We start from the raw sequence: 23,988 nt of genomic DNA on the forward strand, positions 1-23,988 counted from the left end.
TTTACAAGAGATGATGTACTGCCTTATTCAAGAAACATGCCAGACCGATGCAGCTTCCTCCCAGTGCATCATGGGTGACGAATCTGCGCCAGCATGGCTGCGGCGCGCCGGTCCGGCGGCGGTGTCAGCAAACTCACCACAATCAGGGTCAGCATGCCTGCCGGTACGCCAAATATACCGGCAGAAATCGGCGCGATATGAAACCATTGCCCGCTTGCCGACCCACCAAGAGCAGGATGCGTCAGCATCATGTAATACGCACACACCATGAATCCGACCAGCATGCCGGCGATCGCGCCTTGCTGATTGGCACGCTTCCAGATTGCACCCAATGCCAGTGCCGGAAACAAGGCAGAGGCGGCGAGTGAAAATGCGGCGCCGACCAGAGAGAGAATATCACCGGGTTTGAGCGATGCAACATATGCGGCAACCAAGGCGACCATCAATAACAAAAGTTTAGAGACGGTGACACGCTTTTGTGTGGACGCCTGCGTGTTGATCGTTTTGTAATACACATCGTGCGATAGGGCATTGGAGATGGTCAGCAGCAGGCCGTCTGCCGTCGACAAGGCCGCAGCCAGACCACCGGCGGCGATCAGTCCGGAAATCACGTAGGGCAGGCCGGCGATTTCCGGTGTCGCCAGCACGACCATATCGACATCAATCGAAATCTCGGCCAGTTGCACAATGCCATCGCTATTGATGTCGTTGATGCTGACCAGCGGATGATTCTTGTCGATGCTGGCCCAGTAGGAAACCCATTCGGGCAGCGATGTGAAATCGGTTCCGACCAGTGAACTGTAGATGTCGTACTTCACGAGCACTGCGAGTGCCGGAATCGTGATGTACAGCGCCATGATGAAAAACAGTGTCCAGAAAACGGAGAAGCGCGCCTCTCGTACTGTTGGTGTTGTCTGAAAGCGAACCAGCAGATGCGGCAAGGCGGCTGTACCCATCATCAGGCAGAACACCAGTGACAGAAAATTATTTCGTTTGATATCCGATTCGTCCGGCGTACCGGGAAAAGGTTCCGTGTGCCGTTTGGGCGGATTGGTCAGTTCCAGATAGCGCGCACGTTCGGCTGTCCACTGTCGTTGCGCGTCCTCGGCGTCTTTAGGGTAGGCGGTCAACTGCCGGCTGGTACGCCGGATTTCCTGCATCTCCGCATTCCCGGCTTTCAGTGCATCGAGATTGTGCTGAATCTCCGAGCGTCCGATTTCCCATGAATCCGGCAAGGTGGCAAGCCGCTCTTGCAAATCCTGCGCGCGCTGACGATAGATCGCACGTACTTCTTTTTCCTTTTCATCATCGATCAGGACCTGTTCGCGTTCACTCAACTTTTCAATTGCAGAACCGTAGGCAATTGGCGGGATAGGGATATTGGTATGTTTGACCGACAGCCATACGACCGGAATCATGAAGGCAATGATCAGGATGATGTACTGCGCAACCTGGGTCCAGGTTACCGCACGCATGCCACCCAAAAACGAGCACACCAGAATGCTGGCAAGTCCCAGAAAAATGCCAACCGAAAAGTCGACGCCGGTAAAGCGTGAGGTAATCAGGCCAACGCCATAAATCTGCGCAACGACATAAGTGAACGACACCAGAATCGTCGCGACCACCGTGATGATGCGCACGATGTTATCGCTCCACGGGCCGGTGTAGCGCGCTGTCAGGTAATCGGGAATGGTGTATTGCCCGAGCTTACGCAGAAAAGGGGCAATCAAGAGCGCTACCAGTACAAAGCCGCCGGTCCATCCCATGATGTAGGCAAGGCCGTCAAAGCCCCATAAATAGAGGCCGCCCGCCAGACTGATAAAGCTCGCGGCGGAAATCCAGTCTGCTGCAGTCGCCATGCCATTGAAGAAAGCAGGCACACGCCGACCGGCGACATAGTATTCCTCCATGTTTGCCGTACGGCTCAAGATACCGATCACCGCGTAGACGACGATGGTAGAGAACATGAAGATGTAACCGATCCAGACGCGCGGAAAACCTTCGTGCTCCAGAATCGCAAGGATGAAAAGAAAGACGATAAAACCGATCGTATACAGGCTGTAATAACGAACCAGCCGCCGGAAGAAGCTGCTATTGCTCATGCGCGCTTTCTTCGTCGTGCTGTTGATCAAGGCGGCGCATGGCCCATGCATACAGCGCGACGATACCGAAGTAAATCAGCGTACTGCCTTGCGCCGCCATGAAGAAGGAAACCGGCCAGCCCAGCAAGGTGTAGGCAGCCAGATCGCGTGCAAAGTAAATCGACAGGAAAGTGACGACAAACCAGACCAGCAGCAAGTGCAGGGTCAGGCGTCTTGTCTGTCGCCAGTAGGGCGTGGCAGGTTGGCTATTCATGGTTCTTCCTCTTCGACCACTTCCTCTGCACTGGTGAGCGGCAGGCTGATGCGCATCAGACAGCCAGGCATCTTCTGGCCGATGCAATGCGGATTCTCCAGGATGTCGATCGTCGCGCCGTGTTGCTGTGCAATTTCGCGCACGATGGATAAGCCGAGACCGCTGCCCTCGACATTGGAGCCGAGGATGCGATAGAAGCGGTCGAAGATATGCACGTGCTCGTGCTGGGCAATGCCGGGGCCGGTATCTTCGACTTCCAGAATGGCGCGCTGGTGAGCCGCATCCATATGCACGCGCACGGTCGCATGCCCGCCAGCCGGTGTGTAGTTGAGCGCGTTGTCGATTAGGTTGTTTAGTAGCTCGCGCAGCATGATGCGGTCGCCGCGGACAAGTATTTCTTCATCGGGTGCTTCGAGTCCCAGATCGATACGGTGATTGAACGACATGGGAATCCAGTCCTGCACGGTGTCGCGCGCCAGTTCCGTCAGATCGATGGCATGCATCAGGCGTGCATCAGGCATCGGGTTCTCAGCCCGTGCGAGGGCCAGCAACTGGTTAACCAGCCTGGTCGCTGACTTGGAGCTCTTGGCCAATTGTTCCAGTGATTTGTGGATTTCTTCCTGCTCCTGCTGACGCAAGGCGAGCTCCGATTGCATGCGCATGCCAGCCAGTGGCGTTTTCATCTGATGCGCGGCGTCGGCGATGAAACGTTTTTGCGTACGGATGTTTTGCGACAGGCGATCCAGCATGTCATTGAGCGAACCGACCAGCGGCAGGATTTCTTCTGGCACATGACCGGAATCGATTGGACTTAAATCATCGGAACGACGCTGGTTGATCCGTTCCTGCAATTCTGCAAGCGGGCGTAGCCCGCGTGTCAGTGCAAACCACACCAGAATCAGTGCGATCGGCAGGATAATGAATTGCGGCACGATCACGCCCTTGATGATCTGATTGGCGAGTTGCGAACGTTTTTCCAGTGTTTCGGCAACCTGGATCAATGCCAGGCGGCTGTCATGATTGAACTGGGTTTCAGGACGCGTTTTGTTGAGATCGATATACACATAGGCGACACGGACTTCTGCATTGCGCACGAAGTCATAACGGAACTCCGTTGTCCATGTTGGCGGCAGCTCCTCGCCTTTGGGTGAGGGAATGTCTGCTTCACCTTCCACCAGCATGCCGCGATGATTGCGAATCTGGTAGTAGAGGTTGTCCACGTTATCGGCATGCAGTACATCGCGTGCGGGACCGTTGAGACGTGTGACGACAGAGTTGCCTTGTTGCTTGACCTGCTGTGCGATGACATTGAGTTTGTCTTCGAGTGCACGATCAAACGGTTCGTTGGCAATCGATTTGGCGACGATATAGGTGACGGCAATGCTGAGTGGCCACAGCAGCAGCAATGGCACCAGCATCCAGTCGAGAATTTCGCCGAACAGGGAGCGGTGTGTTTCCTTTGCGGGCGCAGTGTCGTCTGCTTGTCGCGTGGCCATCGCATCATCGGATGTTGAGCTTCGACTAAGATGGCGCATGGTGCCGCATCAACCTGCTGTGGGTGGCGGTGTCGTTACTGTGGCTGATTCAGGGAATTTTTCGAGGCAGTAGCCCAGTCCGCGTACTGTCGCAATGCGCAGGCCGCCCGCTTCGATTTTTTTACGCAAGCGATGGACGTACACTTCGATCGCGTTATTGCTGACTTCCTCACTCCATTCGCACAGATGATCGACCAATTGTTCCTTGGAGACAAGGCGACCACTGCGTTGCAGCAGAACTTCCAGCAAACCGAGCTCACGCGCTGACAGATCCAGCATCTGCTCGTTGATGTAGGCAATCCGGCCTACCTGATCATAGGTCAGCGGACCATGCTTGATGACGGTCGGGCCGCCACCGGCACCACGCCGGGTCAATGCACGCACACGCGCTTCCAGTTCGGAAAGCGCAAAGGGCTTTGCCATGAAATCGTCGGCACCGAGATCGAGCCCCTTGACGCGTTGCTCGATGGAGTCTGCTGCTGTCAGGATCAGAACCGGCAGATGCGAGTTGCGCGCGCGCAAACGTTGCAGCACTTCCAGTCCGGACATTTTGGGCAAGCCCAGGTCAAGGATCAGCAGATCGAAATCCTGGGTGGAGAGAACGGAATCGGCTTCGAGGCCGTTTTTGACGCAATCGGTGGCATAACCGGATTGGCGTAGCGAGCGGGTCAATCCATCAGCCAGAACGCTGTCATCTTCGGCAAGCAGAATTCGCATAGAAAAAATAGAACCTAATCAATGAAAACTGGTAAGTCAGGAAAGCTGGTAAGTCAGCCTGAAAATCGGTTGTAGTCTATTGGGTTTCATCAGGGGCAGCAACAAAAGGCGTGTCTTGCTGCATCTGTTCGTCCCTCTTGTTTACTGTTCAATTCCAGAGATTGCTCTACCTTGGGACAAGGCATCGGCGTGCCGGTTGCGATGACGCGGTATCCAGATCAACTTCACATCTTGCAACTGTGTCATGAGCGCTTGTGCCTGCATCCGGAAGCGGGCTAGCGCCATGGCACGTTTGCCGTGACTGCCAAGGACATCATCGATCACGACGCGGCTATCACCATGAATCAGCAATCGTGACACTTTGTGCTCGATCGCTGCTTTCAGTAACGCGTGCAATGCGAGGTACTCGGCCATGCTGCTGTCGCCTTGTCCCGCATCCGCACTGATTTCAAACAGGCGCTGATCGGGCGCTTGCAATACGGCACCGATATGCATCCGTCCCGGGTTAGGCGAGGCTGAGCCGTCAAACCAGCCTACCCATGCATCTGTTGGATAAATGTGTTGCTGGCGCTTTTGCTTTTGTTCAATCGCATGCTGCCGCCGCATGAAACGTTTGTGATCCTGCTGGGTCTGTGCCGCGCGACGGGTTGTCAGCAAGCTTTCCAGCGTATGCGGGGCAGCGGACTGTTGTAATACAGTTATCAATGCCTGTTCTTCTGTCTGGCTTCCCAATCGCTGCAGGCGGCGAGCTGCAGCTTGTTCCTTTTTATAAGCAAGGGCACGTAATTCGGGCAGACTGGACATGGCATGCAATCGGAAGCGTTAAGCCGATCTTACCTGATTGCGCTCACCTTACCGAATCCTGACAATGTGAATTCTCGTAAGATAGGCGTAAATTCCAAATAATTTCGCACAACTGAAAACGGTGCTTGCGCAAAGCACTGTTTTTTTATACAGTACGGTTTCATGACGGGCTGGCTCGCTAAACAGTCCGCTCCCCATTACCCATACGAAAGAATTCCCATGGACGATAAAAAGAACGCACCGAGCTCTGACAAGAGCAAAGCACTGGCCGCCGCGCTGGCACAGATCGAAAAGCAGTTCGGCAAGGGTTCTGTCATGCGCATGGAAGATGGCGCTGTCGTGGAGGAGGTGCAGGTTGTTTCCACAGGTTCTCTGGGACTGGATATTGCGTTAGGTGTTGGCGGCTTGCCACGTGGCCGTATCGTTGAAATCTATGGCCCTGAATCGAACGATTGCTGAAATGCAAAAGCTTGGCGGTACGTGCGCATTCATCGATGCAGAACATGCGCTGGATGCCGTGTATGCGCAAAAGCTCGGTATCGATATGTCGCAATTGCTCGTGTCGCAACCGGATACGGGTGAGCAGGCGCTGGAAATCTGTGATGCGCTGGTGCGTTCCGGTGCGGTCGATTTGATCGTCATTGACTCTGTCGCTGCGCTGACGCCAAAAGCCGAAATTGAAGGCGATATGGGCGATTCACTGCCTGGTCTGCAAGCACGTTTAATGTCGCAAGCCCTGCGCAAGCTGACTGGTAGCATCAATCGCACCAATACGCTGGTGATCTTCATTAACCAGATTCGTATGAAGATTGGTGTCATGTTTGGCAATCCGGAAACGACGACCGGTGGTAACGCACTCAAGTTCTATTCATCTGTGCGTCTGGATATCCGCCGTACCGGTTCGATTAAGTCTGGTGACGAAGTGATTGGTAACGAAACCCGTATCAAGGTCGTCAAGAACAAGATCGCGCCACCATTCAAGGAAGCGCACTTTGACATTCTGTACGGAGAAGGCACCTCGCGCGAAGGCGAAATCCTTGACCTCGGCGCTGACAATAAAGTCGTGGAAAAAGCCGGTGCATGGTACAGCTACAACGGTGAGCGCATCGGTCAGGGCAAGGATAATGCGCGTAACTACCTGAAAGAACGTCCTGAGCTCGCACACGAAATCGAAAACAAGGTGCGTGAAGCACTCGGCGTACCGCAACTGCCAGCTTTGAAAGCAGAACCTGTAAGCAAAAAAGCAGCGAAGGAAGCTGCGGCCAAGGAAGAAAAAGAACTCGGCTGATCCCCTCAGTTCATCTGATGTTGTATGACAAGCGCCCCGCTTTGAGACCTAATGGCAAAACTTCAATTAAGTCTGAAAGCTCGGGCGCTTCGTTATTTATCAGCGCGCGAGCATAGCCGTCAGGAACTTGCGCGCAAACTCTCGCGTTATGCGCAAGAGGGCGACGATATCGAAGCCTTGCTCGATACGCTGCAGGCAGCCAAATATCTGTCTGAAGAACGCTTCTCCGAATCTCTCATCAATCGACGTGCCGCCCGTTTCGGCAACAGTCGTATCCTCTCCGAACTCAAAAGCCACGGCATCGACCCCGATACCTTTGAGGCTGTTCATGCCAGTCTTGCTGACGAAACAGCCCGCGCCAAGGAAGTCTGGCAGCGGAAATTTGGCAGTCCACCAGTTGATGCCAATGAACGTGCCAAACAAATGCGGTTTTTGATGCAGCGAGGATTCTCTCAAAACACGATCAGGCAAGTTTTGCGTGATGCGGAGCGTTACCTTGATGACAATTAAAGCATCACGATTAGAACTCCGTTGCATCCTGAACGAAATCGGTTTTCACCAATTTTTGTTGTATCTGTCACCTTCTACGTCGAACATGCAAGAAAAATAGGTAATTTTGATACAGTTTTTATTTATCTTTTTGAAACAAAATATTTAACATTTGTTTCAAAAAAACGTCAAAAAATACCCATTTTTTTCTAAATCCCCATGAACATGGGATTCGGTCTGATGGACCTTGCCGATATTGTCGAGCCTTTCCTAATCGCAATATCTACAGCGACAATACAAAGTCGCAGGTCCATACATGCAAGCTGCTGTTTCTTCCTTTCCCCGTAAGTGGTTTTCCTGTTTTGTGCTTTTTCTGATTGGCGGATTGTTCATCCCGCTTTTTGCTGGCGCACAAAGTTTTGCTTCTGATGAGCTATTGAAGCAGCAAGAACGAGAGCGACAACGCCGACTTCAGCAAGAGCAGGTGCCTGATGTTCGTCTTCAGAGTCCTGCTGGAAAAACCACAAATTTATTGCAGCAGAATGAAGTTCCCTGCTTCCCTATTGAGCGAGTCACCTTGGTTGGCGATGCTGCAGATCGCTTTCAGTTCGCCCTACGCAAAGTAGTGGATGGTGATGACACGCCGATCGGTAAATGCTTAGGCGCGAATGGGATCAATCTGGTGCTTACACGCATTCAGAACTCCATTGTGGAGCAAGGATTTGTCACAACTCGTGTTCTTGTAGCGCCACAGGATATCCAGAGAGGTGATCTGGCAATTACCGTGATTCCTGGACGCGTGCGCAACATCCGCTTTGCCGAAGATGCAGATGCACGCGGTACTCGATGGAATGCGATGCCGATTCGATCGGGCGATATTCTGAATTTGCGGGATATCGAGCAAGGTTTGGAGAATTTCAAACGTGTGCCGACAGCAACTGCTGATATACGGATCGAACCTGCTGAGGGAGAACAGGCAAAACCAGGAGAGAGCGATCTGGTCATTGCGTATCAGCAGACTTTCCCATTTCGACTATCACTTTTTGTGGATGACTCAGGATCAAAATCGACAGGCAAGTATCAAGGTGGCGTCACGCTCTCCTACGATAACTGGTGGACGCTGAACGACCTGTTCTACGTCAGTATCAATCATGATCTTGGTGGTGGAGATGCGGGTGCGCGTGGTACCCGCGGTAGCACTGTGCATTATTCAATCCCGTTTGGCTACTGGATGTTGAGTACGACGGCGACACGCTATCGATATTTTCAAAGCGTTGCAGGGATGACGCAGACCTACCTCTACTCTGGAACCAGTCGTAACAATGACCTTCGGCTTTCGCGCATTGTCTATCGCGATGCGCAACGCAAGACCACTGTATCAATACGCGGCTATCTCAAAGAGTCGGATAACTTCATTGACGATACCGAAGTGCAAACACAAAGGCGACGCACGGCTGGATGGGAAGTTGGTGTCGGACATCGCGAGTTCATTGGTGCAAATACTCTCGACCTTAATATTGCTTATCGTCGTGGTACTGGTGCATTTCATGCGCTAGAGGCGCCGGAGGACGCATTTGGCGAAGGGGCATCGCGTCCAAAAGTATGGAACGTAGATGCCTCGCTTTCAGTTCCTTTGCAGTTTGCGCAGCAATATTGGCGTTATCTCGGCGCGCTGCGCATGCAATGGAACGATACCCCGCTTGTCCCCCAGGATCGTTTTGCCATTGGTGGTCGTTATACGGTACGTGGCTTTGACGGCAGCATGATCCTCTCTGCTGATCGTGGATGGACCTTGCGCAATGACGTTGGCCTGATTCTTGGTAGTAGCGGGCAAGAAATCTATTTCGGACTCGACTATGGCGAGGTTGGCGGTCAGGCCAGTCAATATCTGGTTGGAACACGCCTTGCCGGTACCGTACTTGGACTGCGCGGCAGCATTCTCGGTGGCGCTTATGACGTATTTGTTGGACAGCCAATCAAGAAACCAGATGGCTTTGTTACAGCGAATACGACAGCAGGTTTCAGTTTGAACTGGAGCTACTGAGCTGCGATGTCCGGTTCTCTTTTATTCCCAATGCAATATATCTAGCGACAGGTCCTTACATGAACAAAAATCTTTATCGCATTGTTTTAAACAAGGCGCGTGGCATGTTGATGGTGGTCGCAGAGCATACAAGTTCCGAGGGAAAAGGCGAAAAAAAACATGCCTCTGTCGTGACCGAAAGAAAGGAATGGCTCCATGTGCTGCAAATCAGAGATATTGCCTTTGCAGCTAAGCTGTTAGCTGGTGTCATCGCGGTAATTACGCCTGCGACTCATGCACAAATTACCGCTGATCCAACTGCGCCGGGGAATCAGCGCCCTACAGTTTTGCAGACTGCAAATGGATTACCGCAAGTCAATATTCAAACGCCATCGGCAGCGGGTGTATCGCGTAATACCTATAGCCAGTTTGACGTACAGAATCAGGGGGCAATTCTTAACAACAGCAGGACAAACGTCCAAACTCAGCTTGGTGGTTGGGTCCAAGGTAATCCTTGGCTTACAGGTGGTGCCGCACGCGTCATTTTGAATGAGGTCAATTCCAGTAATCCCAGTCAATTACGAGGTTTCGTCGAAGTCGCTGGGCAACGGGCGGAAGTCATTATTGCCAATCCGGCTGGTATTCAAGTCAATGGTGGCGGATTCATTAATGCAGATCGTGTCACCTTAACGACGGGTAAGCCCGTGATGAATATGGCAAGCGGTGGCGCATTAGATCACTACCGCGTATCGAAAGGTGTTGTCAGCATTGAAGGGCTAGGGCTTGATACAAGCGCTGCAACTTATACGGATATCCTCGCACGTTCTGTTGAAGTCAATGCGGGAATTTGGGCAAATCGATTAAAAGTGGTCACGGGAGCAAATGAGATTGCTGCTCAAAGAATCGATGATCCTGGAAATCCCGGAGCAGGTATCAGTGCGACTACCGCAGAAGGTATTGCGCCACAATTTAGCCTTGACGTCGCAGCGTTGGGCGGTATGTACGCTGGTCATATTTATCTGATCGGTACCGAAAGTGGAATGGGCGTACGTAATCAGGGAGCACTGAGTGCTGAAGCCGGCAATCTCGTGCTCCACGCTAACGGACAGCTGACAAATACGGGACTAATTCAAGCCGCATCATTGGATGCCAGCGAAGGATATCTCAAAATTGAGACGACCGACGCTATTCACAACTATGGCGCTGATGCGTTAATCGCTGCGCAGCGCGATGCGGTAATTAGTACAACATCGACATTGACCAATGATGTGCAAGCGCGTATCGAGGCAAACCGTTCAATGGCGATCGATGTACAGAATCTGAGCAACGCGGGCTCGATATTTGCTGTCGATGCACTTATAGCCAATACAAAGAATCTGGATAACGCAGTAACGGGTGAGCTTGCTGCTACAAGCACTTCTGTTGTAGCAGCCCAGCAAATCACAAATCGGGGTCTGATCGACGGCAATCAAACCATCTTGCGTGCTGACACCCTTTCTAACCTCGGTACCGGACGTATCTATGGTAACCATATTGGCATTGCATCTGAATATCTTACTAATGAATCAGAAACCATCAATGGTATTCGTGCAGATGCAGTTATTGCTGCACGCGAGAAGATGGTTATCGGCGTTGGCACATTGGACAACAGGAATGGCGCTTTACTGTTTAGTGGTGGTACGGACAATGCAGCATTCAGTATAGGCCGAAATCTGGATGCACAAGGTAATGTAACTGGTACGGCAAACTTGATTAACAATCAAGCGGCCACGATTGAATCGTTAGGTGGCATGAACATCGCGGTACAAACACTTAATAACTTGAACCCCGATTTCAGTGTCAGGACGGGCACATCGAATGAAAGTGTCTCTCAGGTTTACTACCGATTAGGTGGTACGCTTTATTTACCAAGTGAGTTAGGCAGTTGCTACAAATGCGCATCCGATCGTAATGACAATGGGACATCCAATCTCACTCGGTATGAGCTCGTGGCACCGAGCGCGTTGTATCCTTTTGAGGCTGGATACTCGAAAACGCCTTATCAAATCTATACCTATGGCTTCCGTGGAGTCCGCACGGGAAATTACGACTATCCGGACAACAGTCCCGTATGGGAGCTGTTTAATGTTCCAGTAGGAGCACAGAGTACTTTAAGAAGTCGTCTGGAAAGTTACAACAATCATCTGATGTCACGTGCTTATCGCGGCTTTGACTATATTCGCATCACAAGAGTTGAAACGATTGAAAGCGTCGTGGATAACGTTGGTATGCCAGGGCAGATTCTTGCCGACGGCGCCATGACGATTGCCGGTGGTGCTGTTTTAAATGACAACAGCAAGATTCTTTCAGCCGGACTTCTGCACATTGACGTGGATAGCCTGACGAATACTGAGACCCAAGGCAATCGTAAGGTAACGAAGTATGGTTCCGCTCGTATGGATGCTGTTGAATACTCGCCTTATGCATGGAGACAAGGTAACTATGGCACCGCATCGTATGTGGGCGTAACAGAAAATGTTACTACCCGACTGGATACTTCGATTGCGCAAGGTGCTAGTGCAATTGATGGTAGCGGCACGCAGATTGCTGTACAAAACGTTCCAACTAGCAGCTTGATAAAAATTAATCTGGATCCGGCTGCTACCGTCATTTATGAAACGGATGCGCGATTTAGCAATTATAAGCAATGGTTATCCAGCGACTATATGTTGCAAACATTCGCAACAGATCCGAGCGTAATTCAAAAACGTATTGGTGATGGCTTCTATGAGCAGAAGCTGGTACGTGAGCAGATCGCACAGCTGACAGGTCGCCGCTTCCTTGATGGTTATGCAAGTGACGAGGCACAGTACCAAGCGTTGATGGAGGCCGGCATAACACACGCTACGAAATGGAATCTGGTGCCCGGGATTGCTTTAAGTGCTGAGCAGGTCGCGCAACTGACCAGCGATATCGTCTGGTTGGTTGCGCAAGAAGTCACTCTTCCGGATGGATCAATGACGACGACGCTTGTGCCCCAAGTCTATGTCATGCCAAGAGCGGGTGATCTGGCCGTCAATGGCAGTTTGTTGGCAGGGCAAAACGTTAACATCCAGCTTACCGGTGATCTTACTAACGCAGGGACGATTGCTGGTCGTCAGGTTACAGGGATCAGCGCAAACAACATTAGTAACATGGGCGCAATGCTTGGGACTGCGGTCAACGTGGCTGCGCAGCAAGATTTGAATGTTGTAGGTGGAAGCATTGTTGCGGAAGATGTGTTGATCGCCACAGCAGGACGCAATCTGACAGTGGAAAGTACGACCAGTACTGGCACAGCATCGGAGGGGCGTTCCAGTAGTAGCCTGACGCAGGTTGATCGTGTAGCAGGTCTTTACGTCACCAAGGACAACGGCATTCTTGTTGCGAGTGCTGGCAATGACTTGAGCTTTCTTGCAGGCGTGCTATCCAGCAAAGGTGATATTCAAGCTAGCGCAGGTAACAACGTCAACGTACGTACGGTCAATACTGCCTACGACAACGACTGGACGGCCGATGCCCGCAATTTCATACGTGAGTCGGGTACCAAAGAAGTTGGCAGCCAGATCTTCTCTGGCGGCGCTACTTCGATAGTGGCCGGTGCTGATATCACAGCACGTGCAGCAGTCATCAACGCTAGTGACAACTTAGTATTAAATGCTGGTCAGGATGTACAAATTGTCGAGGGGCGTGAGACAAGCAAGAGGGACGATGCACGATATGCCGCCAGTTCAGGCTTCATGTCCAAATACAGCAACGAGAGCCGTAGCAAGAGTCAGGGTGACACCGCAATTGGTAGCGATATCGGCGGCAAGACCGTTACCGTGCTGTCCGTTGGGGATACGCAGATTCGTGGCTCAGCAGTGATTGGTGACGAAGGTTTATCTATTGCGGCCAGAAATGATTTAACGATTGAAGCAGCAACTAATACCACTCGCTCAAGCAGCTTCAATGAGACAAAGACAAGTGGTTTCTATGGTGGAGGCCTGTCTATTAGCTATGGCAAACAGGAGCAGGATCGTACAAGCGTAAGAGAGCAACAATCTTCATCGGCAAGCACGGTTGGAAGCGTTGATGGCAATGTCACTTTAGCGGCGGGACACGCTTATGCGCAACAAGGGAGCAACGTATTGGCCCCACAGGGTGATATCAGTATTTCCGCAAAATCGGTGGATATCAGTGCTGCAAAAAATACTAATGACAGTACACAGGAGATGAAATTCAGACAGAGTGGATTGACTCTTACTCTTCAAAGTAGTGCGCTGAATCTTGCTCAGAATATTGCAGAAACTGCCCAAGCGACTGCGCAAAGTGAAAGTAGCCGTAACCAGACGTTGAATGCGCTGCTGACTTACGCCAATAGTTCGACCCTCATTGAGCAAGGCGGCAAAGTCATTGATGCTATGGCAGCAGGCAACATGCAGGATGCAGCTGCTGCAGCAGGTATCAAAATAAGCATTAGTGTCGGTAGCAGTAAAAGTGAGAGCTCAAGTAGTACCTCTGCCGTCAGCCATCAAGGCAGTTTGGTTAAAGCTGGCGGTGATATCAGTATAAAAGCTACTCAGGATGATCTAACTGTAACGGGTAGCCAAATCGCTGCAGATGAAAATGTCACACTCGATGCTGCTCGGAACATCAATTTGATTGCTAGCGCAGATACCGAAAGTAATCGCAGCAGTAATAAATCCAGCAGTGCCAGTATCGGCTTATCGTTTGGCATTGGTAGTGATGGTGTGGGCTTTGGTATCGATCTTGCTGCCAGCCGCGGAAAAGGCAGCGCCAATAGCGATAGCGTTACCTATAACAATACTAAGGTTTCGGCCGGAGAAACGCTTGCCCTGAATTCAGGCAGTGATACTAACTTGATTGGTGCCAACGCAAGCGGCAACCAAGTGATTGCGGATGTTGGTGGTGACCTTAATATTCAAAGCCTGCAAGATACTGCAGTCAGCAATGCGAAACAAAGCAATACAGGGATCAGTATTAGTATCCCGATTGGCGTTGGTACAGTTAGCGGCAGTATTAGCCAGAGTAAACAAAACAGTAATAGCAACTACGCTAGTGTTTATCAACAAAGTGGTATCAAGGCGGGTGAGGAAGGTTTTGATATCAAGGTGGCTGGCAATACAGACCTACAGGGCGCATTGATTGATAGCACTGCTAGTGCTGACAAGAACCATCTGGTAACAGGCAGCTTGACTGTTAGTGATATCCAGAATCACATGGACGCTCAAGCTAGCAGCAGCGGTATGACGCTCAGCAGTGACATGCTTTCTGGTAAATATGCTGCTGCTAAGGGCATTGCAGGCAACTTGCTGAATCATGGCGAAGCAAATCTAAGTGATAGCAGTATGACCCTTAGCGCTATTGCCCCAGCCAGCATTTCTATTGTTGACGAATCTACCCAAAAAGAACTCACTGGGCAGAGTGCTGAAGAAACCATCGTTGCCTTGAACCGAGATACGACGAATACCAATCGTGTTCTAGCAAGGCCGAACATGGAGCTTTTACAAGAGCAGGCACATCAGCAACAGGCTGATCGCATCTTGTTGGCTACAACGATAACCGCATTTACTGACGAATCGTTCAGGAAAATGTTTGTAAGCGAAGCCAAGATGTATCACAAAGTGACGGACAGTGATGGCAAAGTGCAATGGATCGAGTTGAGTGAAGACCAGAAGTTAAATCTTCAAGCAGGTAAAGATAACAAGATCCACATTTTTAATAACGGCATTTTTAATCCACTTGAAAATGCGCAACAACTGGCACACCAAAACAATAATGCAGATTATCTCGTGTACTTTCCTGAATCTAATAACTTTCTATCAGAGCTTATGATCGCGGGTTATATGAAATTTCTTGAAGGAACAGCCTTAGGTTTAACCAATGCGACGCAGGTAAATGTACAAATTATGAATAAGTATGGGAAGGATGAGCTACAAGTTGACGGGCATAGTCGAGGGGGAATGACGATTGGCAACGCCCTGGAAGCAATTGCCCAACAAAATAATGCACAAGGCACACTTACTGGTACCAATATCAGTTTATTCGGCTCTGCTTACAATGCAGAGCAAGCTGCCAATTTATTAAAAGAATTAAGTGAAGGGACAGGTAAAGTTAACTCGCAAGTACATATTGATGATTTTGTCGGAACGTTCTTGGGAAGAAATCAAGCAACAGGAGGTACAACTCCAATTAATAGTAATTCTCTTAAAGAACTAATCAAAATATTTTATGCGCAGTCAAGTGCACATAATTCTTATGGTAGTGGCAAACCCAATGGCAGTAGCCAAATTTATTGGCAAGATTCACCAGATAGCAAAGCTATTACAAAAATTATTAACCCAACCAAGTAGTTAAGACGAATTTAAATGAAAGTCATTCATCTTTTTATTATTTCTATGCTTTTATTAATCTTAACTAGTTGTGGCTCCAGAGGCATTACTCCATCCGCTTCCAATTGCTACGGAAATGGGCAACCTGGTTGCGAGCAATACTGGGAAGGCGGAAAGCCGAAATCAATTACGATTGATCCCCCTATTGACGATCAATTCATTAAAAAATTCAAAATTCCTAGTAAAGAAAAATACATTAACAGATCAGAGGTGGGGGTTTTCAGGAAATGGAGCAAATCTGGAACATCAAGATTAGAAAAGGAAAAAGCACTTCTTGAATGTGGTTCTGGAGACTATTTTGATGATCGTGGTTATCAGTTCATGAAAGTTCGATCATTGGAAGAATATAATTCTGGATTAATAAAAATTCATCGTTGTATGTTAAATGATGGTTTTACGTATTTAGGTAGCTTCTCCCTTTGTGATGCAAATGATCCACCTATTGCCTGTAGTACTTCCGCTCCAATCAGAACTATTCAAACGAGAATAGATGGGAAATATTGCATTAATAATCCCTCTGTAAAAGAATGTCAGCCTCAACCAGTAGAAAGAATATTGAACTCCGAAAGATGTCGGAAGTATCCAGATGCTTATTACTGTCAACCTGATTGGTATAGCATAGATACATGCACTCGATTTCCTAAATCTGACGACTGCCAGCCGGAAACCGAGTCAGTGCAAATCGAACCAGATCAACCAGGAACAGATAGCACATCACAATCTTCTGCTAATCCTAAGCAATCTGTATCAGCGAATCGTCCTACTCAGGTAACTACTCAATTGGCGCCCAAAGCGGCGGCAACTACTGCACGTGAATATCCAGCGAGATCTCTGAAACTGCAGCAGGACATGCAGAGGGATAGCAACCGTCAAATGAATCAATTGTTGCGCAATACAGCGCCCAAGAATGTTCGATGACTTTTTACTACTCAGTGGAAATGACCTATGAATCAGCAGCCACTCATGGCCTACTGATGATTTGAAAAAGTGGCTATAAGAATTTATCCAAGGGAGTAATCATGAAGCAAACAATTAAATCCATACTCGTTGTATCACTCGTCATGCTTGCAGGCTGTGCAAGCAAGCCTGTTGTATCTACTGTGCCGTTGAAAGAAAGAATGGCGGGTAGTAGAGTATTCGTTATGCCTGTAGATAAGCCAGTGCAACTAAGTGAGAGAAATAAATCGCAAGCAGTTGGAAATTTTATGTTGTCGTCTGTTGCCGGTAGCGTTTTAGGAAGTGGCGGAGGTGCTGCCAATATGCAGCAGCTTCAAGCTAACATGCAGATCAGTCAGGCATTTAGCCAGCAGATGAATAAGGCTTTACCGCAAAGCTATGCTGTTGATGCAGGTAAAGGTGTTGATCTGGCTTTGGCAAAAAAAGTATCGGATTACTTTATTGCAGCCAATCCGGCAGATGCTAACGCAAAGGAACTACATATCTTCGTTTCAGCATCTCGCTGGGAGTTGGGTTACATCTCGATGCTGACATCGCAGGATTACAACTTGAACTATGGGCTGAATTTAAATATTCAGGAAAAAGTGAATGACAAGTTTCAGCTCGTGAGCACATTGAGTTGCAGTGGTATCGCCAAGGAAAAAATGCCACTTGATGTATGGAAGGCTGATAACTACAAAAATGTAGATGTAGCGGCAGAGGTCATCATCAATGATTGTTTCAAACAGTTTATGACTTCAATTGGCGCGCCAATGATCAAAGAGGTCGACGGAACGAATCATGCGCAGCTTGAAAAAGGAGAGGCACCTTAATCCGTTAGTTTGCATGGGATTCTATGAGCCCCTTTATCAATTCATGCGGTAGCGAACCGTATTGTTTGAAATTAATGGGATGAGCCAAAGAAAAAGCGATGTTCGTTTTCACGAACATCGCTTTTTGCATTTTGGTGCCCGGGGCCGGAATCGAACCGGCACGCCTTGCGGCGGCGGATTTTGAGTCCGCTGCGTCTACCAATTTCACCACCCGGGCTTGTTTGGATTGGCCGTTAGACGGCGCAATTGTGCAAGCCGCATATTATGCTTGAAAGCACGCTTTTGAGCAAGATGAAAGCGCGCTTTCTGCACGTTTACTCCGGCATGAGGGAATTGCCGCGGATGCGCTCATAAAGACGGAAGCGTTCGGAGCGATCGGCGGGACGGCGTCCTTGCCACAATAATTTCCATTCCTTGCCACTACGGGTCATTGTCGGCTCCGAGTCATTGCCACGATGATGGTCCTGAAGGAGATAGTACTGGCAGTTGCGTTCGCCTTCCTGAGCGAACTGGAGTTTGCCAAAGTAGGCAAAAGAGGCCCGTTGCGCAGCGCCGAGGTTGGTGGCAACACAATGGCTGGTTTCGGGCAGGATTTTGTCGGCCTGACGGGCAACGATCGCATAGCTCTTGATGTAATTGCCCCACGGCAGCCACAGTGTCATCAGCAGCAGCCAGCACAGGATAATTCCGCCAGATGACAAGACGACAGCGCGCCACAACACGGTTGGACGGCGCGAGACGCGCCAGTACACGATCCATATCCAGGCTGCAGTGGCGGCGGCGGCAAACAAAAAAGTCCAGAGACTGAAATCGGGTTTGAAACCGGGAGCAATCTTGAAGGCATTCTTGGCAAGCTGTGCTGGCCAGCCGGTCTGTTTGGCTAACCAGCCAATCCAGATCAGGATCGCACAGGTGGACAGCATCATGACTGAGAACCAGTCGACGGCGTTGATGGCACCGCGCTTCATGGTAGGCAAGCCAAAGGCAGCGAGAATCGCCAGCATTGGCAACAGTGGCAACAAAATGGCTTCTTCGGCGGAAGGATTGAGCAAGGCCGAGATCAGGAGGGCGCCGAGGAAAGTCAGGGGCAGGGTGATATGGAGCGAATCATGCTGCCGGCGCCATGCATACACGGCCCATATGGCAAAAGGCCAGGCTGGCCAGGCAAACCAGATGGCATTCTTGAAGAAATACTGTGCGGTAGGTAGAGAGGGGGCGCCGAATTGTGCGTAATTCCACGCCATCCAGTCCTGGTTTGGCGTGCCACCAAACGGTTGGACGGCGTTGTTGGCAAACAGCCAGAGCGTTGGAATGGCAATAGCCACAGGTGCTGACAGCGGAATTACACGCAGCAGCAATGCGCGGTCACGTGCCAGTGCCAGACCAATGACACCGATGAATAATGCCGCCGGAATCACCCAGCCGCGAGTGAGCGCCAGTAACCCGAGGACAAAACCCAAGCCGATGGCGCTGCGCCAGGAATGGGATTCGAATAAACGTGTGGAAATGTAGAGCGAACAGGCAACCAGCGAAATCTGAAGCGCTTCCGCTGTTGTGCCATGCGAGTGTACGAGCAAGCCCAGACAGCCAAGGTAAATCAGCAACGCGCCATCGGCCAGCATGCGGCCGAAATCCTTGGGTTCCGGTTGTCCGCCAAATGCCAGCCGCATTGGTTGGGCATCCGGACGACGCCCTAACAGGTAGGTGGTGTACCAGACAGCACTCGACCCAAGCAGGAAGAACAGGATAGGTGCAATGCGCGCAGCCATCGGGTCACCGAATAGCCCACCAAACAAAATGATGCAGATGGCCCCGAGCCAGTAGGCAAACGGGCCTTCTGCTGGCATTGGCAAGCCGACGATGTGCGGGGCCAGCCAATCCGACAGGGTGCCGTTCGCCATCGTCCACATGATGCCGAAACCGGACGCGTCGTCCGGTTTCCAGGGATCGCGGCCAACCAGACCGGGCAAAATGTACAACAGGCAGAGCGCAAACAATGCCCAGCGCGGCAAAGCTTTTGTGGCGGAGGCAGGGAGGCGGACTGGCTTCATGAAGGGGGTGGCGGCTTTTGTTATTGTTTCGGCGTTATTGTGCCGTAAAAGTTCTGTAATCGTGTAACGAGTTGGCTGGCAAGACGTCGATGCACATGCGCACATGGAGTGCGAAGGTTGTGCTTAAGATCGTCGATAACAAAAAAGGCAGCCGTAGCTGCCTTTTTGAATTGCATGCAGGCGAGATTACTCGGCCACTTGCGTTTTGGAACCGACGGAACCGAACTTCTTGCGGAACTTGTCCACACGACCTGCGGTATCGACGATCTTGTGTTTGCCGGTGTAGAACGGATGCGATTCCGACGTTACCTCAAGCTTGATCAGCGGGTAGGTTTTGCCGTCGAGTTCGATGCTTTCTTTGGTCTGGATGGTCGAACGGGTGATGAATTTCCAGTCGTTGGACATGTCCTGGAACACGACTTCGCGATAATCTGGGTGAATGCCTTCTTTCATGCTTGCCTCTAAATGTGTGAGTAGCCAATCGTCACTTCGTCGGTCTGCGCTGCTTCTTGACCCGATTGCGATCACTTGCCCGGTTGGAAATAGCCGCAGATTATACAATAAAATCATCAACTTGCGACAGTAAGTCAGCGCTTTGGCAGTGGGGTTCGCGGGCTGGATTGCATGATCATGTTGCTTGAATGTTACGCGTACATGAAAAAAGCCCGGTAAACCGGGCTTTTTATTGGTGCAACGCTCTTATGTAGCAACTGCCCTTTAAGTTTCTTAGTCATAGCCGCAAACTAGCGGCTATGACTAATCGTATTCCTCCATCATTAAAGTGGCTTGTTACTAAGCGCGCCCGTATCGCTGGCCAGATTCAAAAGGCCGAAAAAGCGTTGTGGGAAATTGAAGTTGCCCAGCAAGAGATTGAGGTGCTTAAGGCGGACTTGCTTAGCATTGACCGTACTATTCTGCTACACGATATTCCTATTGATCCTGCAAGAATCCCTTCATTAGAAACTAGGAATGCGCCACATAAATTCAAACACGGCGGCATTACCAAAGCAATCTACAAAGCATTGAGGCAAGCAGGCAATGAATCGCTGACGACCACGCAAATAACGGCTGCCGTTGCGCTAGCCAGCACGACAGAGCTTGATTACTCAGAGTTGATAGAGCTTCGATACGCTGTTCGCAAACTTTTACGTCGCAAATTTGCTGATGGCAAGGTCGAACGTCTGCATCCCGCTAAAACATGTGTAGAAGGCAGGTGGCGCCTAAAAGATTGGGACGGGCCTGCAAGAATTGGCCGACCGTCCACTAAAGCATGAGCAATTCCATTTCACGATGGTGGCCTTGGAAGTAGCCACGCCACCAGCGCGAAAGACCATTTTTCATGATTTTACAAAATAGATCCGTGAGCTTTTGTCTTTCTGACATACGGCGGACATCTTCACGCCAAGCCATTTCATTAGCTAAATCCATTAAATATTTTGGTTCAATACGGTGTACGGTGCCATATTCGCACCTTCTTAACCTACTGAAAAAAGATTCCGCCTGATTGTCATTAACACCTTCCGGCGTCTGGAACATTTCTGAATGCGGTACCGCTTCATGTTCCCACCATGCCGCTAGTTGCCCATAGGCGGGATTCTCATCTGTCCAGATGTACGCATCTTCCCCAATATAACGGTGCGCCAACTCAATAGCATCACGCTCATTTTCGCTCATTGCGACTGATACGATCGTTCGACGCGCTCCTTGACCTTTTTCCGGGTACACGTCACGAAACACCATCACGATGCGACGTTTCTTCCGCCGCTCTATATTTTCTTTGCTGTATGCATAAGAACGCTTTCTTCTTCGACTCTTCAGTTCAGGATTAAGAATGCCTTCGACTTTGCCAGCGATCGCTGCGTGATCAGGCCGGTTTCGATAATTTTTCTTGCGTGGCTTTCCTCCAAAATGACCACCATCAATTTGTACTTGCCCTGTCAGTTTCTCCACCGATCGATTACGAAGCAAACATTCCCGAAGTTTTCCAATAAAGGCAAATGCTGTCTTGAAATTCACGTTAATTTCTCGTGACAATTGGACTGCTGACTTACCTTTCGCCCCTGACAAGTACAACGCAATACCCAGCATCATTTTGTGAAAAGACATTTTTCGAGAATCGAATGGTGTGCCGCTTGTCACACTAAAGCAGCGATCACAATGTTTGCATCGCCATTGACGGCGCTTGGCGCGGAAGTAATGTGAGTCGATGGCTCCGCAAGACGGGCAGGTTTGAACATCTCTTCCTCCCCATCTTTGCTCTACAAAAAACCAGAATGCATCCTCTTCAGACCAGCCTGCAATGTCATAAGCGCAGAGATCACGAGAAGCAGAAGTTAATAAAAAATGTTGCGCCATGCTGCTTCCTTCTGGGCAAAGAATGCCCTCGCACGTCTTACGACGCATCGATTTGGTAAGCACACACATTTCAAAGGACGTGAAAGGTCCCTTGCCGATATAACTGCGACAAATAAGATGTGTGCGGGAATGTAGGGCTTGACGCGAAGCGCGAGTAGACGGAAACTGCAGATTCCTAGGCCGTTGGTTTCACTACCGACGCGAGCGCGGCAAGTCGAAAGGCTTGTCGCGTTTTTACATATTGGCTCTCCTTATAGAAGTGATGTTTCGCACTTTCAGATAAATTGCCGATCTTGAGTTGAGTTAGTGCTAGAGTTCAAAGCCAATGTCGATGGGATAGAACCATTTTGATTTTTTGCATATTGCAATGCAAATTGATGCAACAAGATGCAATCGTCCCTGCAAGCATGGAAATGCTCGCTGCATGGCTTGACAATAGGGGATGGGAGAATAGAATAGGAACCAGATCTTCAATCTGTGTTTCCCCAAAACGGCCCAAGTCTGCAAACTTGGGCCGTTTGTCTTTCTATCTCCGAGTTTCTATAAAGTTCTCATGAGATTGCACCTGTCTTTCTGCTTAGTTTTGAGTTGATTTAATCAAGAGACACCCATCGATTTTCAATGATCTTTAATAATCTGGTCATTGATTCTTTTGACCACCCACTGTTCTACGTCATCTTTACGCCAGCGCCTTACATGGCCGACGCGAAATCCGGCAGGAAGATCTCCCTTCTTATCCAGGGTGTCGAGGGTTCGAACAGATACTCCAAGAAATTTGGCAAATTGTTTTGCGCCAATCAGTTCATTCATACCTAAATCCCCAGACAATTTTTCAGACAGTTGCGTTTACTTTCCTCTTCGATAGAAAATAAATCAAAGGTATAAAAAAACATCAAAAATGAAGTTTTCGAAAAAGCAGGCATTCTATGTATTAGAGGGACTACGAACCGTTCATATAATGGCTTTGGAAGCCGGCGCTTACGTAGATTACGACGAAGAGCCCCTGTGCATCGATGGGGAGTTCTATGAGAGATTTCTCTCGCCTCTACCTCAGATTTTGGAAATAAGTACTGAAGAGTTTGGGTATGAAATCCATTCAGTATTCATTGCCATGCAAAAAAGACTCCTTTCCAGAATTAAGTCTGACCTTCCAGAGGTTATGTCTGAAGTATTTTTTGACCCTCACGAAGGACGTCGCTCATTGATTCAGCGTTTAGAAAGCCCATTTCTTGAAAACCATCAAGAGCGGCTCAATTTTCGCAATCCCGAAAAAATAGGTCGTCGAGCGTTTGAGACGATACGTAAATCTCCGCGCAATATGTTTTCATTGCCCACCGTGGTGAGAGGCCTGGCATTAATTGGATGGACATCGAAATATGTAAGAGATCGTCGTAAATGTTTGTTTTGTCCGGCACAAACTGATCTTGAAACTAAAGGGAAATACTGTCATCGACATAGTCAAAGTGATCCCAATACGGAAGACCGGACAGCATCTAGACTCTACATGCAGTATCGAGTAGGGAAAAAAGCTCGACAACTTGCGGATGAACTAGGTATTCAAACGCAGCCAAAAACCAAATCCATTTTGTCAGAGCCTAGTCACCTTCGAACAATGATGGATGTACTGGTACCTATAGAGATGTCAGAGGGTTTAGATGGGTCGGCGAAGCTTGAGAGTACTCAGAAATATTTACTAGAGCATTGCCCGCGTGTCTTGCACAAGCTTGGTGGCCAATCAATACTCCAGCTAAAGTATGAAGAGCTAGGCGAAAAAATCAGAGAGGTGTTAAATCCCTATAGATTTAAATTAGATCATTTGCAGTCACATATACAGTCGTTTGAAGAGTGGTTCTCTCTAGAAGAATTGGTACAACCAGGTATTCGTGGTGCAGGAAAGAAGATGCGTTCACGTGTTAGCAAAGCGGCAGAATTAGCGACGGCTGGATATCGTCAAGTTGAGATTGCAAAAATTATGGGGGTGCAAGAATCGACCGTATCGAATTGGGCAAGAAAATATAAGAATCACGGTATGTGAGTTTTACGTCGAGATATTCCGTCTTTTCATCGACTCATTCATTCAATGAAGGAGTATCCGCATCAAAATTGCCACCAAATAGCAATCTAAAGTTGCCACTGATTCGCGATGGGTAATGTCTGCTATCGGCGGCAAGAGCAGTCATTCGCCAAGA

General features: G+C 49.5%; 16 protein-coding genes, 1 tRNA gene and 1 pseudogene. 8 read left to right on the plus strand and 10 right to left on the minus strand.

Annotated features, from left to right (window positions below):
- Positions 1-68: 68 nt before the first annotated feature.
- The 5 genes from IEV29_RS12260 to IEV29_RS12280 all read right to left on the minus strand — a co-directional run bounded on the left by IEV29_RS12260 (position 69) and on the right by IEV29_RS12280 (position 5,411).
- Positions 69-2,102 (minus strand): sodium:solute symporter family protein, encoded by a 2,034-nt coding sequence (locus IEV29_RS12260; RefSeq protein ID WP_188381574.1) that lies wholly within the window; start codon positions 2,100-2,102, stop codon positions 69-71.
- The gene (locus IEV29_RS12265; RefSeq protein WP_188381575.1) at positions 2,092-2,355 is read right to left on the minus strand and encodes a DUF4212 domain-containing protein; all 264 of its coding nucleotides are present in this window, start codon (positions 2,353-2,355) and stop codon (positions 2,092-2,094) included. Before IEV29_RS12265 ends, IEV29_RS12260 begins: the two co-directional genes overlap by 11 nt.
- The gene (locus IEV29_RS12270; protein WP_229726379.1) at positions 2,352-3,851 is read right to left on the minus strand and encodes a sensor histidine kinase; all 1,500 of its coding nucleotides are present in this window, start codon (positions 3,849-3,851) and stop codon (positions 2,352-2,354) included. The genes IEV29_RS12265 and IEV29_RS12270 overlap by 4 nt, the downstream gene beginning before the upstream one ends.
- Before the next feature lie 48 nt (positions 3,852-3,899).
- Positions 3,900-4,607 (minus strand): response regulator transcription factor, encoded by a 708-nt coding sequence (locus tag IEV29_RS12275; protein WP_188381577.1) that lies wholly within the window; start codon positions 4,605-4,607, stop codon positions 3,900-3,902.
- A gap of 141 nt (positions 4,608-4,748) precedes the next feature.
- On the minus strand, positions 4,749-5,411 hold the full coding sequence (locus IEV29_RS12280; protein WP_188381578.1) for a ribonuclease HI family protein: 663 nt from the start codon (positions 5,409-5,411) through the stop codon (positions 4,749-4,751).
- Between the two features lie 219 nt (positions 5,412-5,630).
- Between IEV29_RS12280 and recA the strand changes: the two are divergent.
- From recA to IEV29_RS12310, 6 genes and pseudogenes are all read left to right on the plus strand, one after another.
- Positions 5,631-6,699: pseudogene (gene recA / locus IEV29_RS12285) on the plus strand (recombinase RecA).
- Between the two features lie 51 nt (positions 6,700-6,750).
- Positions 6,751-7,209 (plus strand): recombination regulator RecX, encoded by a 459-nt coding sequence (gene recX / locus IEV29_RS12290; protein ID WP_188381579.1) that lies wholly within the window; start codon positions 6,751-6,753, stop codon positions 7,207-7,209.
- Between the two features lie 295 nt (positions 7,210-7,504).
- On the plus strand, positions 7,505-9,232 hold the full coding sequence (locus IEV29_RS12295) for a ShlB/FhaC/HecB family hemolysin secretion/activation protein (protein WP_188381580.1): 1,728 nt from the start codon (positions 7,505-7,507) through the stop codon (positions 9,230-9,232).
- A gap of 59 nt (positions 9,233-9,291) precedes the next feature.
- Positions 9,292-15,585, plus strand: a complete 6,294-nt coding sequence (locus IEV29_RS12300) for a hemagglutinin repeat-containing protein (RefSeq protein ID WP_188381581.1) — start codon at positions 9,292-9,294, stop codon at positions 15,583-15,585.
- 15 nt (positions 15,586-15,600) lie between these two features.
- On the plus strand, positions 15,601-16,542 hold the full coding sequence (locus IEV29_RS12305) for a hypothetical protein (protein ID WP_188381582.1): 942 nt from the start codon (positions 15,601-15,603) through the stop codon (positions 16,540-16,542).
- A gap of 101 nt (positions 16,543-16,643) precedes the next feature.
- Positions 16,644-17,393, plus strand: coding sequence for a hypothetical protein (locus IEV29_RS12310; RefSeq protein ID WP_188381583.1), 750 nt, complete (start codon positions 16,644-16,646; stop codon positions 17,391-17,393).
- A 132-nt stretch (positions 17,394-17,525) separates the two neighbouring features.
- Here the strand turns inward: IEV29_RS12310 and IEV29_RS12315 are convergent.
- From IEV29_RS12315 to IEV29_RS12325, 3 genes are all read right to left on the minus strand, one after another.
- Positions 17,526-17,610, minus strand: a tRNA-Leu gene (locus IEV29_RS12315).
- Between the two features lie 97 nt (positions 17,611-17,707).
- Complete coding sequence (locus IEV29_RS12320; protein ID WP_188381584.1) at positions 17,708-19,444, minus strand: ArnT family glycosyltransferase; 1,737 nt, start codon at positions 19,442-19,444, stop codon at positions 17,708-17,710.
- Positions 19,445-19,630: 186 nt separating this feature from the next.
- The gene (locus IEV29_RS12325) at positions 19,631-19,897 is read right to left on the minus strand and encodes a type B 50S ribosomal protein L31 (protein ID WP_188381585.1); all 267 of its coding nucleotides are present in this window, start codon (positions 19,895-19,897) and stop codon (positions 19,631-19,633) included.
- A 299-nt stretch (positions 19,898-20,196) separates the two neighbouring features.
- Between IEV29_RS12325 and IEV29_RS12330 the strand changes: the two genes are divergently transcribed.
- Positions 20,197-20,718, plus strand: a complete 522-nt coding sequence (locus IEV29_RS12330) for a hypothetical protein (protein ID WP_188381586.1) — start codon at positions 20,197-20,199, stop codon at positions 20,716-20,718.
- On the opposite strand, the gene IEV29_RS12335 is transcribed toward IEV29_RS12330, so the two are convergent.
- Complete coding sequence (locus IEV29_RS12335) at positions 20,708-21,799, minus strand: IS1595 family transposase (RefSeq protein ID WP_188381587.1); 1,092 nt, start codon at positions 21,797-21,799, stop codon at positions 20,708-20,710. The genes IEV29_RS12330 and IEV29_RS12335 overlap by 11 nt on opposite strands.
- A 618-nt stretch (positions 21,800-22,417) precedes the next feature.
- Positions 22,418-22,609, minus strand: a complete 192-nt coding sequence (locus IEV29_RS12340; RefSeq protein WP_188381588.1) for a helix-turn-helix transcriptional regulator — start codon at positions 22,607-22,609, stop codon at positions 22,418-22,420.
- A gap of 148 nt (positions 22,610-22,757) precedes the next feature.
- Here IEV29_RS12340 and IEV29_RS12345 point away from each other — a divergent pair, with 148 nt between their 5' ends.
- Positions 22,758-23,834 carry a helix-turn-helix domain-containing protein gene (locus tag IEV29_RS12345; protein ID WP_188381589.1) on the plus strand — a complete coding sequence of 359 codons (1,077 nt, stop codon included), beginning with the start codon at positions 22,758-22,760 and terminating at the stop codon, positions 23,832-23,834.
- The last annotated feature ends 154 nt before the right edge of the window (positions 23,835-23,988 follow it).

This window comes from Oxalicibacterium faecigallinarum (assembly GCF_014635705.1).
Lineage (GTDB): Bacteria > Pseudomonadota > Gammaproteobacteria > Burkholderiales > Burkholderiaceae_D > Oxalicibacterium > Oxalicibacterium faecigallinarum.